General features: G+C 42.1%; 1 protein-coding gene (cut by both window edges). It reads right to left on the bottom strand.

Every position in this 15,120-nt window falls within one protein-coding gene, locus PHV44_02110, for an SAM-dependent methyltransferase, read on the bottom strand. The gene is 74,034 nt long; 12,779 of those nucleotides lie to the left of the window and 46,135 to its right, leaving coding positions 46,136-61,255 in view (codon 15,379, partial, through codon 20,419, partial); the first complete codon in reading order (the gene reads right to left) occupies window positions 15,116-15,118. Both codon boundaries (start and stop) fall beyond the window edges.

Here is a 15,120-nt window from a genome sequence, read left to right as displayed (position 1 = left end):
ATGCTTCAGAACCGCTCCCTAAGCTAAATTGTGCCTTGCCAACATCGCCACCATGGGCTAGAGAATTATTACCTCCAGATGGGCTCGGTGAAATGTCTCCTGAATCTAAATCCGGTATAATAATCTTACCCTCTAGCTTCTTCCGCAATTCTGGAAACAATCCTAAGATAAACTTAATCTCATATAAATATTCCTCCCAAACTTCCTTTTTATGCTCTTCGTCTCCTCTTATTGCTGCTGCAATTTTAGCGAAGACCCCCCGTGGCGATGGCTGCTTAACAAACGTATTATAGTATCTGTAATAAACTAATGCCCAATTATAATAAGCTTCGGTATATTCCCAGCTTGAGTCAGTTGCCTCCTTAAAGTTTCGTATCGCCGTAAACCAGTTTCTCCTTGCTGCTTTTACATTTCCCTTTTCGAAATCAGTAAGCCCTGCCTGAGCATAATAAAGCCCTTCTTTATAATATATTTTTGCCTGCCTGAGCCTTTCGGATTTTTCATCTTCTGTTTCTTTAACCATATCTTCTTTGGGCTTGCGTTTGGCTTGAGTTTTATTCAATATTGCCTCAATCACAAATATACAAGCCGGCAGAGAGTACATCTGGTTCACGGCAATGCTAACAAGCGGGCCTAAAACCGGCATAAAAGGCGCAAGAATGGAAAATATAAGTGAAAATGCATAGGGATTGAGGCTAAGCGCATTAGTGCTTTTGCTCTCCAGTTTTGCAAGCGCTGCTTTAATCTCCCTCTTCATTTCTCCTATTCTTGTTGGTGCGTCTTTACTTGCTACCCGCTGTTTCTCCAGTAGTTTAGCCATAACTCCTGTAAGCTCATTTTCTCTCCCCAGAAGAATCCCTCGGAGCTGCTCTAATCCTTCCTTAAGCCTCGCTTTTGCTTCTGTTAACTCATTTAATTTAGCCCGATTATTCTGACTAAAATCTAATTCTTGATAAGCAGAATAAATCTTACTTAAAGCCGCTGATATCTTAGGATCCGTTCCTTTAAGAATGTCAAACCATACATATAAATTCGTCACAGAGGCCCTTATTTCGTCTTCGGGCATTATCTTTTTGGCATTGCCACTTTCCCTTATAATATTACGCTGGCCTGCGCCGCCTATCGAACCCCGTGCCATCCCAACCAAAAAAGCGGCGCTAATGAAGAAACCAGTTAAATCTGAAATAGTGAAGGGTAAGGCCTGGCCAAACGGCATATTGGGCAACATTGAGTGCGGGGCTAAAGAAGGAGCAGCCGTCAGTTGCATAAGCCAAAATGCCGCGTAAACAATGGCAGCATATACAATAAGGTAACCAACCAAGATTATAAATCCTATTATATCATCGCGGGTAAGTTTTTTTAGGGATTGGGATAAATCGTTAATGGAAATTTTTCTAAGACCTCTTATCATGATATAAACGGGCAATCCGGCTAATAGTAAACCAGCGCTAATATTCAACCAATTAATACCGGAATGGCCATTTGCTCTTAAAAGCATTGCGGCGATAAATCCTGTGCCGAGCGCCAAAACAATATTTGGGAGACCTCTTAAAGATGAACCGCTAAATCTGCTCGCCGCTGCTGACTTCTTCCTTATCCGCATATACCAACCGTAATAATAAAAAACCTCCCAATCAGAAAGAGTCCCGTTCTGTTCCATGATTAATTTCATGATAGCAGCCTCACAACGCTTCATCTCTTCTGAAATTATTTCATTTTCAGCCGTAAAATATAAGTTGTTTAATTTAAGCAATGGCTCGGGATTTACAGCTTTCAGCTCTTCAAGGCTAATATCATCTGTCATCAGCAAGCCGCCTTCTTTAATGCTTGAGGCAATAGATACTAAATACCTGTAGTATCTTCCTGTCATCTCGCAAGCTGCTTTCTGATAATAAATATCAATTCCTTTTCTTAAAACTTCGTTCGGCCTTTGCGGATAATTATCAGGATTAATAATGTCCGCTTCTATATAAGTAATAACATAGGGCTTTATTTTTTGCCCGAAATATGCCCATTTAAATTTGAGCGTAACTGCACCATCCAAATTATCAATGGGCTCCTCCATATCTTCTTTTTTTACCCCCATAGCCTGTAACTGAAGAACTAATTTCAGCTCGAGGTTTGCCATTCCGCCTTCGCTGCCTCTTGCATAATTCCGAGTTTGTTCAAATTGAAGGTAATCCTTAACTTTATCGCCTTGCTTTAACTCATCCCAATAAGCAAATAATTCCCGCAGCCTTGGTATATTAATAGGTGTCCTATCAACCAAATAAATCTCGGTGGCATTAGTGGAGAGCATTATGCTTGAGTAGTCAGCCCCGGAGCAACCATAAAGGGCGACTTTCTCTTCGTTGTTAGGATTCACCACTTCCTTTTGCGCCATATCATAGGCAACAAATATAGGGTGCCTTAACCCGTATTCTACCGGCCTGGGGTCAATCTTAAAGCTACTAAAATCTTTCTGCCCTGCCCCGCCTAACGGCTCGATTCCGCTTTCTAATTTTCTCGTGACCATACCCCAAGGCGGCCACGATGACGGGCGTTCGATTCCAATTCCCGAACTTATCATATCTGTGCCATCGGTAAGGAAGTTGACTCCGAGTTCCTTATTCTCTGCTACTCCGGGCTTGATTTCGGATGCGGCCGGTAGGCCCTCTTTCCCTAAGGATGCCTCTCCTGCCAAGAATATTTTTACTGCCTCTTTACGGCTATGAACTTGTAACTTTTCCAATGCTCTACTCAAGTAACCCTGGACAGTTTTCTTCGTTAAGCCTAAAGATCTTGCAATATCTAAAGTAGCATAGCCTTGGGCAACTAATTTTAATGCATCTAATTCACTCTTAGATAATAATGCTAATCCTGCCCCTGTTCCTGCTGTTATCCCGGAAACCTTATCCAAACCCATCCGCTGCATCCACAAGATAAACCTGCGGGCCGCGTCCTTATACCGGTTTACATAATTTTCATTAACCCCGCTCATCTGGGCAATTTGGGTAGTAGTATACCTTTTGCTTTTCTCTGTGCTGATTATTTTCTCATTTTTTTCCCATAAGCATAGCTTCTTGAACATTTCAAAATCCTGCCGGTCTTCCTCTTCAATAAGCCCCTCCTTTAATGCCCCCACAGCAAGATAACGTAAGGCCATGAGGCACGAACTCCAATCATCATTTTCTATGTCCTGGAGGAATTGAAAAAGTAAGAAAGAAACCTTCAGATGGCCAAAAACTACAACTGAGCCAAGCATAATTTTATTTAATTCAGTTATGTCTTTGGGCGTGAGCCATCCTATCGCTCTTCGCCATGTTTCCGATTTGATGCCGGTTAATTCAGAAAAAGATTGGACGCAATCTTCGATTAGCGTTTTATCAGCTACTGGCTTATCTTTTGGCGCTTTATTATCCTCATCATCTTCCTGCAAGGCGATTTCCTCTTCCTCTTCTTCCGGTTTTTCGGTGCCTTGCGCGTATGCGGCATTTATGCGCGCGATATCGTCTTTCAATCTTTCCAGGGATGCCACACTTGACGGACTCGCCGGATGAGGCCCAGGAGGGATTTTACCGCCATTACTTACATTCCCTGTGTTATCCGCGGCTTTTACCTCCGTATGTTCAAAGGTAATTTTTCTTGCAGCAATTTCCCAGATTAAATTTTTTACTCCTACATTTACATTCTCAAATTCAACCCTGACTGAGAGCCCGTATTGTTCATCATTTCCAATTCTGGTAACTACTCCTCTGCCGTAACCATTGTAGCTAACCGTATCACCAATCTTTGGCTGCCTTGGCGAGCTTTTTTCTTCTTCTAACTGAACAACGCTACCAGAAACAGGCACTTTGGGCTCTTCTTTCGCGGCCGGCTTACTCTCTACTGGTTGCGCAGGATTATGGGGCCTACCGGCTTTAAGCTCTTCTCTCACAACTTTATGGCTCGTTAATTGGCTGCCAGTTCCTACGCCTGCAGAACCGAGAGCGGGCATAATTTTAGTTTCGGCTAATTTATACGCCTCTTCAAAAGTAATCCCGTTAATAAACATTGCAATTGCTTTCTTGGGGTCTTCATCGCAACAACATGCCAATATAGTAGCCAACTGCTCCTCACAGCCTTGTTCTTTAATTAAGGCCCCCCTTATACTATTAAGCAGCCTTATTATTTTTAACAATACCTCATCAGAAGTCCCATCTCTTTGTAATGCATATTTTACCATCAGACTTGGATAGGCTTTTAACTCAGGGATCCTCTGCATCCGGATTTTCACTTCTTCAGACGATGGGCTTCCCTTCTCTTCCGGCGTATCTTCTCTTTTCGCTGATTTATCCGGCATTTGTTTTCCTGGCTCAATAACGGGCTTAATGCGTATGCCTTTCATCTGACTTTTTATATCCTGCCTGATATCTATAATTAATGGTTTACCTTCTATATTCAAAATAGGATTGCCTTGTTTATCTTTGATAAACTTTACAAAACACTTGTCCCCGTTTATAACCTTTGCCTCAACTTCTGCCTCGGGATAATGGCTAAACACGCTCCAATACCCATCTGCCCTTAAAAAACCTTTCTTATCAGTTTTAATCTCAGCAATAATATAAGTGCCTAATTTTGTTCCATCCGGACGTAATAATTTATCCTCACTCCACTTTTCAAAGGCAGCGAATATATCTGCTTTGGCAAAAGATTTTTCGGGCCTATTCTCAGGGACCTCATAAATCAAATGAAGGCTCTTTCTGGCTAAAACCTTGTCTCCTTCTACCACCTCTGCTCCTACAACAAAGGCCTTTTTACCTGTGGGATTACGGATATCATACGCTCTGGCCGTTTTATAAGCGTATTTGGGGTTAAATTTCATTACCGGTTCTTCGGCCCCTGCATATAAAGAACCATTCTTGTTTAAACTACGATAAACTTCGTAATCCGGGCCTAATTGGTTAAATTCGTCCGCATTTGACCGCGTAAAGATAGTCGTATAACGCTGCGTTGGTTTATGCCAGATTAAAAAGAACTCTTCATCCAAATCTGATTCTAAGGAAGTGCATCTTACAACTAAACCTCCTTTGACTGTTAACCTTATCTTTTCATCAGGATGATCCTTGAATTTTGTCCAGGGCCTATTTTTCTTAGGCATCTGGCCGTTATACATCGGCCTGCCCCCGCCAATTTCAACGAGACCTTCTAGGCGGGTTGAGTATGTATATGTAGTGACATATCCATATTTAGCGAATTCAACCCTCATTATTTTTCCGCGGTGGGCCCTGATAACCTGCCCTGCCTTATTGTCAATAATAGGTAAGAGCTCAAAGGCAGAGCAATCTTTAGAAAAGAATATCCTAACCGGAATTCCGTCGTTCATTTCTAATAAATAATCTGCTCCGGCGCCGACATCCGCGTATTCCTCAAATTCAACCCAATGCCTCCCTGCGTCTAAACTGCCGCTACGAGGCGGAAGGCGGCCTTTTAAAACTATATGCCCTAAGCCTTTATAGCGCTCATATGCGGCACCGCGAGGCAATTTATCTTTATTGATAAAACGGATATTTTTCGCGCCCCCGAAAGAATAAGCGATTATCTTCTCCCAAATGTATTTTCTAAGCCCTGCCTGATTTTGGCTGATACCGCCTTTGCTTTCGGGCCTGAGCATTTTATGTAAAGCGATTATCCCCTTCTCGCCTAACTTAATGATTTCTTCAATCTCATCCCTCCCCGTATCTTTATCGGGCATTTTACGCGTTCCGTCGCTATTGAATTCTTCGCCATCGATGATTTCTTCCCCTAAAATATTCACTAACCTTTGCCTGTACTGAAGATTAGGGGAACTCATTCCATATTCCCAATATCTTACGGTCGTAGTGCCAACTGCGCACTTTAACGCTAACTCCTTCTGGGTCCATCCCTTTTCATACCTTAACAATTCAATCTGTTTGCAGAAAGGTAATCCTTTCAGCGCTTCGGCATGTTTTAAACCATACATAAGCTCGCTTACTTCTACGTTGAATATCTCGGCTAAGCGCAACATCATTTCAGGCGCAGGGATGAATACGCCATTCTCCCAGCGCTTTACTTCCATAGTGGCAACCCGGCATTGCGATGCGAGCTCTTCCTGGCTCCAGCCTTCCTTATACCTAAAGAACTCGATCCGCCTGTTAAAGGGCAACCTTTCCAGCAGGTTATTTTCTGCGCCACCGTACATAAAGAAAGCTGCTTCTCGTTCAAATATGTCAGCGGCCTTGCGCACATTAACGGCCCATATCCCCCCTGTCCATGCCAACCCTATAACCCTATCATAAGGAACCCCTAGTTTTTGACGCAGCTGCTCTTTAGTCCATCCCTTGGCTTTACCATCGTCTTGGATCCTTTCTCTGCATGCAGCTACCCAGTCAAGCTTCTGCATCCATAAGATATGCCTTTGAATAATATCTTTATTGGCTTCAATAAAATCTTTATCCACCCCGCTTCTGGTGGCGATTTCATCAAGGCTATAACGCTTTTTACCGCTGCCGCATATCATTCTTGACCATTGCTCAAACCGGGATAGCTTCTTTAGTTGCTGGAAATATTCCTTATTTACTCCGGCCTGTCCTAATAATTCCTCTTCGTTATTAAAATTATCAACGAGATATTCCAATAATATTAATGCCAAGCCCTGATCGTTAGTATTGCGATTTCTTTTAAAATAGCTGACTAAATAAAGATGAATTAATAAAGGATCAACCAGGCCGGGTGAACTGAGTATCTTGTTTAATTGAACAACTTGTCCGTGCGTCAATTTGTTTATTGCGCCCTCCCAGATATTGTTTCCCCTGCCTGTCAGTGCGTAAAGTGATTCGGCTAATTCAGGCGAGATTTTTCTTTTAAATTCCTCTTCCAACTGCGGCTCATTCACCGATGGCTGCTCCGGTTTTTCTTCTGAGCCTATCTCTTTAATTAAATCCTTATCTTTAAACAGTCCCTTCCAGAGCGCAATTAATACTGCTTGCATTTGCGACGCAGAGCTGTCTGCTTTAATATAAATACCAAAATCATCGCATATTTTTCTAATTTCTATTTTAACTCTATGCTGGCGGATACCTAATTTAGCGGCTATCATTTTCCTGCTGTATCCTCTGGCAATCAGTATCAGTATCTCTTGCTCATGCTTAGTCAATTCCCGCTGAGGCTCTTTTTTAATGAAAAACTTGATTTCCTCGGCTCCGGTTGCGCCTAAAGCTATACCTAATATTACTGCGTGGATACGGTTATTTGTTCTCAAATCTTCCAATATGCCTTTCAGGTATCTTGAAAGAGAACTATCTGATTTAGACTGGATTTCTTTGGTTTTGGCCTTGTCGCCATCGATAATAAATCTGAGCATCTCTAATTCAGGGGGGTTAAGGTTAAGCGGTTGCTTAGCCCTTCTCTTATAACCCTCGCCAAGGATCTCCTGCGCCTTCTTTCGAAATTCCTCGTCAATTCTAATTGTTACTTCAAGACATGGCTCCATATCATCCTGCCTTGGCCCTCTTTTTCTTGCTCCATCCCGATAGCGCAGCGAAGGATTACCCCAGCGGTCAAAGCCAACTGGGTCAGGAAACAAACTATTTTCCGGATGGTGTGTATGTGCTCTACCACCCAGCGAATTAAAGGGATTACAATCTTCTGCAACCTCATCGGATTTAAAATCAGGTTTGCGCGGCGTTAATAGCCCCTCAATTTTTGCTAATGAGGATTCGGCTATTTGGCGTAACTCTACTAGCTGCTGCTCATCGCTTTTTAATCTCCATAATTTATCCTTAAGGTCAATTCTCCTTTCCTTTCTGTCTTCTCCGACTAATTCTCCCCCGCCGCTTTGCTCCTGGTATACCCGCAGTAAAAAGCCGGATATCTCCTCAACGCTATAACCGGACCATCCTGTTTCTATAAGAGGCCTCTGCCAGAATTTTAATTCTTTAATAAAACCCTGGTAGGCCTTTTCTTTTAATTCCTTTATCTTGAGAACCATATCTTCTTTATCCAATATGGCTTTATCCGCATTTTCGCCAAAACCCAATTTTACTAAGATGTCGCGGCGGGCAAGCAGCGTGCCGATTATTGTAGTGCCTAAAAATGGTCCGCCGTGGCCGGGCTTTACTTCGATAAGGCTAAAACCTTTCTTAAGCGCATCCTTTGCTCTTCGGTCCTGCGGGCGAAAATCAAAGCCACGCCTGAGTTCTTTTATCCATTCAAAAATGTGCGGTGAATAAAATGAAATATTTTTTGGAATACCCGGGGGCTCCTTCAACCAGAGGTCTCCGGAAAAAATCATCTCATCCGCGGGCTTAAAAGGGGCATTAGGTGTAAATATACAGCAGAGTTGGTTAAGGGTATGGAACAATTCAGCTTTAGGAAGGCCGATTATCTCTAAAGTTACCCCTTCTCCGATATCAACCGCCTTAAAAGCAGGGAAGTCAACCCCGCCTATATTTCTTTGGTAGCCAGCGGAAAACAAATATTCTACCTTAAGCCTACTTGCCGCTTTCGCCGTAACCTCATAATCAACTATTCTGCCTTCAACTATGTCTTTAAAATTAGGATGAACCAAGGCCCTCGCACCAGAAACCAAACAGAGAACATTAACCAAACCGCTATGGTCGAAATGGTGGTGGGTCAAAATAATCTTCTCAATATTGGCCGGCTCAACTCCGTTTTCTCTCAATAATCTTAATATGCGTGGCCTATGCTGCCTATCGCCTGAATCAATGAGAGTATGCATTATCTCGCCGTCCTTCTCGTAGCTGAAGACATAAATATTGCCTCCCCAATAAAATAAGAAACTCGTCAAAACTGTGGCTGTGCCTTTTAACGTCTCTTTCGTGATTTTATACGGCTGGTAAATCTCATACATTTTAGATAATTCTTCAAGGTAGATTGCAACATTATTTGCAGTAATTGGCTCAATCGGGCCCCTGCATTTATAAAAAAGAATATCTTTAAGCATCCCTTTTACAGGCTCCTTCACTTCCTTATCCCTATAGGCCCGGAATAACGCAGAGATTGCCAAATCAACCCCACCAGATGCAAGCCTGCGAAAATCCAATGATTCTATTTCTGTTTTCCTCTTTTCTATAAGCGCTCTTAACCACGCCAATTTTTCTTCTGCAGATAATTTGTCAAAACTATTTTGCAGGAATTCATCTATTTTCATCCCCTGATAAAGCCGAACTAAATCCTCAACATCCTGCCTGGCCTCCTCATCCGTAATCCGGCTTAACTCTTTTCCTGCGGCAATGACTTGGATGGCTAACTGCCTCACTCTTGGATTTATCTTGCCAAACCCAAAAATGGCGAAATCAATTTCTATCAGAAGTCTTTTTGGCCTTCTCCTTAAGTTGATTACCCTAATAGGAGACTGGGTTAATTTGGGAATATTGCAGATTTCATTTAACTGCTCATGGGTGAGATTCAGGAGCTTAGGGGTAATTTTATGGTTTTCGTCGAGAAAACCTAATATTTGGGCGGCGAGTATTTCTTGCCTTAAAGTTTCGCGGCTAAAAGGCAAGCCTTGCGGAGCCCCTCTTGTTTTATGCAACCGCCTCCATATTATTGTTTCGCTATTGGCAATTTCTATTTGACCCCGCTGAGCAGGAATTATCGGATAATCTTTCAGGATATCTCTAAATTTCCATAAATCCTTCAAGAAATCCGCTGTCGAGCCTTTATTAGGCAGGATGCCCCATGGGTCACCTGGATATTCTCTAACTTGGTTCGGAAAAATTTCCTTTTCATTGGGTAATTCCCTCTGATTTAATTTATTAATTGAAGCTCTAACTGCAGGCCACAAAATTGTAGATAACCTCGCTTTTGCCCCTTCGTTAAGGACTCTTAGGATATCACAAAACGCTTCAAGCATAATCGGCCTGTCTTTTTCAAGAACTTCGGCAAATGATTCAGATAACTTGCAATTATACATCCAGAATCTTGCAGGATTTCTCTGAGCAATGACCGATGGCAAAACCACAATGCCTAATTGCTGGTATCTACCTGTCAGGTCTCTTATTTCAAACTGGTCAGCAGTAATATCAAGAATGAAATCGTACCCGGCAATTCTGCACCGGACAAAATGGTGTTCAGAATAAACTTCAATCTTTTCTCCAAACTTCTTTACAAACTCTTCCATAATCGGCTTTAATTCCGGCCATTGCCGGGCTTCCTCTTCAGCACTCAGCCCGTATCTTCTTAGAATCCCTACCATTCTCTTCGCATAACCATCGCAGATATAAGGATAATCTTCCTCCATCAAATAATCTTCTCTTAAACTGCCAATTTCTCCTAAGGCTTCTAAGAATTCCCCGATTTCTTTTCTTTGTTCTTCAACCAGTGGCTTATATGGCTGTAATTCCAAGATTATCGCCTTAAATTTCTCGGCGCTTATTCGGATAAATCTGCTAAGTTCGCCTTGAAAAACAAAGAATCTTTCTTCTCTCTCGCCAATGATTTTTTCTTTTCTTTTCTTTTTCCCTCCTCTTACTCCCAGAGGAACAACGCCAGCCGCCATCAAGGCAAGCGGTAATGAGTCTATCGGATTATGCGCCTGGGGGCACATTAAATTTATCGATTCCCTAATTTGCTTGATATTATATTCTACAATATCCCGTAAATTTGGATCGAGGTCCGCTGCCTTCTGGAAATACTCTATTGCCTTTTTATAATCTTCTACTGCCTGAATAAAATCGCCTACTTCGATACGCTGAAAATCGCCTTTCTTAACATATACCGCGCCCAAATTCTTGTAGGCATTGGCATCATCGGGCCTATTCTCAATTAACTTAAGCAAAACTCCCTCTGCCCGGTCATAATCTTTTATTATCCTATAAGCAATAGCTAAATCGTAATAGGCATCCTTATATCGAGGGTCTAATTCTATGGCCCTGGTAAGATATTTTACCGCATGATTGACATCTCCCGGAAATTTCGCTAAGTTTAGCCAGGCCTTGCCCAAGTTTGCGTAGGCAACGGCTGAATTAGGATCCAGATAAACTGCTTTATTGAGATATTCAATAGCCATCTCATATTCCGTTGATTCACCGTAGAGCGTTCCTATATTTGCGTATGCCTCGGCAAAATTAGGGTCGAGTTCAATGGCCTTCTCAAAATATCTCTTTGCATTCTTATAATCTCTGGCCTCAACCAAATCAACACCTTTACTATTGCATTCCTGGGCATCAGTTAAAGATATTTCCGGCTCGTTGGGCGTAGATACAACAGGAGGCGTTGAGGTAGGATTATTAGAAACTGCTGGTGGGCCGACTGGCTTGCAAGCGCTAAAGAAGAGGCTTACAGAAAGAAAGAGTATCAGGACTAATGAAATTAACCCTTGAGGAAGATTCGGGCGAACAACATTTTTAACTAATTCTCTAAATTGGCCTGTGGTTTCTTTTTCTAAAAACTCTTTCAATATTTCCGAATCGGTCGAATAAATTTTGCGTACCTCATCAGTCATAGCTTTAGGAGTGGCTGTTTTTGTCAAACCTTCAAAAAATTGGATGTAGTCAGGATTCTTATTCTCTAAGAACGCGAGTAAAAATTCGCGCAAGGCACCCTTTGCCTGTTGAGGCGCCTTATCTAAAATCACGCCGTAAGGCGTTGACTCCCTTTGCATCTGGCTTTTCAGGCTTTCTGCTAATCCCCGCGGGCTCTTCTCCCTGGCTGCCACAATAGCGATGGGCTCTGGATATCCTTCATTTATTAAGTCGCCCTCTATTGTTTCACGATAGAGGCGCCTTGCTTCCTTTAATGCACCTGGTATATCTCCTTTTGGCGCTTTGAATTTCAACTCAGCGATCGCCTCTATTTTACTAATAATACTTCCTATGTAGGATTTAACCCAGTTAGAGTTATTAATATCGGTTTCGTTCATTAATTCTCCATCAGTATATCCGTAAGCAATTAATATGGCTCTTTCTTGGGATGAGAAAGTTACCCTTTCCCTTGCACCAGGTAAAGATAGGGTAATAGCCCCCTTCTCTCCTATTTCAAAAACGTAGCTCTTTTTTGGTATTTTAGGTTCTACGTCACTTCCTGTACTTTCATCCGCTGAATTTTTCTTAGCTTTCTCTTTAGCGCTGACAGGCTGGCCATAAGGCTCATTCCAGATTACTCTTTTGCCTTCAACCCAGCTTATCTGATTACCTTTTAAAATAAGCCTCTTGATTGCCTCTTCTAATTCCGCCTCATTCTGAATGATGGCGAAATCTGAAGATAACGCCTGAATAATCCCTGCCAAAGTGCAGGGTTCTAATGAATGTTTAGCTTTTAAGAAACCTCTGATTTGCTCTTCATCTCTCCTTAAATAATCTACGGCTGTGCTATACTTTCGCAAATCATACAACCTATCTGATTTTGTAGGTGTGATTTCCATTCTCTTGATTAATTCTTCCCTTGAGAAAGGCGAAATCGGGCCTATGCCTTTCATTCGAGACTGTATAGAGTCTAATTTCTTTTGCCTCCCCGGGTCATTATCAAATTTCTCCTGAGTATGGTTATTCTGCTCAACCTTTTTTATGGCGTGTCTTAGCTCTTCAGAAAGCCTTTCCACCATGGCTTCAGTAGATAAAATCATGAAGAGTTCCCGGCTGAGGTATATAGAAATGATATTGTGGTATTGGCCTATTTCATTTTTGCCTCCGCTTCCTGCCTCGGCGTAGACTGCCCTGCCTTGCGCATCTAATAAAGAATAGGGATTAATCCCGTATATGTAGTCTTTGGCTTTTCCTTGAAATATACAGAAACGAATCAATCTACCGGAAACGAGGGGTTTTTCTAGTTTTAGAATGGGTTTGCTAATTATTGCGGGTATTTCCTGAGGCGGAGCGTTAGGGTTGATTTGCGTTAAGATGCCGTTTTGCAGCCTGATTACTAAGGTATCCGGGCTGTGTATATATTGTTTAACAAATGCCTTATGCGCTTCATCGAAATTCATCCTCTTACCCTTAATAATAAACGGCCTGAAATCAGGGTCATAAGTCTCCTCGTCGCCAAAATGAGTGCCGGTATTTTGGCGCTGCGTTGCGCCGGAATTAACAATTTCTGTTATCTCCAAATATTCGTCTCTGTCTATAAAATCCCCGGTTTTTATCCTGTACCAATAAGCATAGTAATGCCCCTTTACGTCAACTACTAAACAATCGCCTTCTTTTGCATCTATGATGTATATTAGTCCCTTTGCTTTTTCAAAGAAGATTTTTCTCTCTATCTTTACGCCTTTGAGCGCCTTGCCTCGGGCCAAGTCATTAACTCTTATTCTTTGGTAACCTGGACGGGGATAATATTTTGGGCCAATCTTTAATTTGCCTTCTTGAAGGATACCTATTAAATACTTGGCTAACCAGAAATCACCAATACCGGACTGAATATAGAAAATATACGCTGGATAGTAGTCAATCCGAAGTTCGTCAATTCTTACCACATCGCCTAAAGTACCGGTAATAACATCATATAACTTCCCCTCTTCTGCGTCCTTTAATATATAATGGGTGCATGCCCTCTCTTCTGAGAAATTCTCCCTGATCTGTTCACCCGCTTCCAATGTCTTAGCGATCTTCTCCAGGACCTCTTGCTCATTTATGAGCTGGCTGCCTGAGAATTTAGCGCCGAATATCGCCTTTCCTTTTTTCTCCCAACGCGCCCGAATATTCTCTTTAATATTTTTCCAGCCGAATGACCTATTATTGCCTTCTTTAGCCCGGCAACCTCTAAATAAAACAATAATATCCTGGATAGGGAGCCTCTGCCCTTTCTGATAAAAGATAAGCCTATGCCTTTTTCTCGTTATAAACAATACAGGCTTAAACCTACCCTTGGCTGTCTTAGACAAGCCTGCCTTTTTTATCGCGAGATCAAATTCACCTTGGGGACTCCCTATGTTGTTAGTAGAGTCAACCATAACGCCTGCACTGCCAACTATACTTCCGGTAAAATAATGTGCACCTCTGCTATAAGTAAAGGGGCTGTCAAGAGGATCCTGCGGAAAATGTGCGTGTGTGCTACGGCTTGAATATGATTCCGGTAAACTCTCCTTAGGGTCAGACTTAAAAGCCCTTTCTGCGCCCGTATGAGTGCCGGTATTTTTGGAAGGACAATTTGTATCAACCCAAACACAACCCCTAAGTAGCTCCATTTGCTCAACATCAAGCTTAAGTTCTTTTTCTTTGGCTAATATTTCAGCTAAACACAAGAAATCATCTGGTATCAAGCGTATTCTCAAACTAACCTCTGCCGCGGTCTCGGGACTTATTTTCATTCTTTCCTTTATCTGTATCTGCACTCTTTTTAAAAATACTCTCATATTTTTAAACTCTGGCTTATAAATCCATCCTTTCTTAAGGATTTCTTCTATAGAATCATCTCCCAGGAGCCCTAAGAGGCGGATATATCTTTGGGCAGCTTCAAAGGTTTTGTTAGTTACTTTCTCGGTTCTATTCCTGGCGCCAGGAACCCGAGGAGCTATATTTACGGCCTGATATGCCCTTGCCCATAATATAGCAACTCCTTCTTCAGATAACTCCTTGCCAGAAGAACGAATATCTTCGAGAACCGCCGAAAATACCTCCTTTAATAAAACATCTCTCTCCTCTGCGGAAATTTCTCTGTCCAGTAGAATATCGGTTAACCTCTTGCGGTATTCAGCTAATATCGTTTGTAGGATTACCGAAAGTTTGGCTTTCTTCTTAACGGATCCCATTAAAGAAATTGCTTCGGCTTTTTTCTTGGCGTTAAGAAACCTTAAGGCGGGATTGAGTATCTTATGGATTAAATATTCGGGCTCTTGGGTAAGGCCGTATTGCCGCATCATTTTATTAATTTCGTTGCAGGCAGCCCCTAACTTATCCTTATTTATTAAATCAATAATTTCTCCACTAGCCTCTAATACATAATTGTCTCTGGTCCTTGCCATGCCTCTTAATCCTTCGGTGCTTACAGTCTTAAGCGATTTAATCATTGCCTCGGTATCTTCCTCCCTCTCTTGCAGATAGTATCTAGCTATGATTAAAAATGCTTCGGCAGTCAGATTATGCCTGTCTCCCAATGATATTATCTCCAGGGCCGCTTTTATTAGAAGCCTCACGGCCCTCTTCTCCTCAACCCGCACTTGGCCGATTGCGCTAAGCATACTAT

It is taken from the genome of Candidatus Omnitrophota bacterium, assembly GCA_028717245.1.
Classification (GTDB): domain Bacteria; phylum Omnitrophota; class Gorgyraeia; order Gygaellales; family Profunditerraquicolaceae; genus JAGUYA01.
This window is presented reverse-complemented; position numbering and strand designations above follow the sequence as displayed.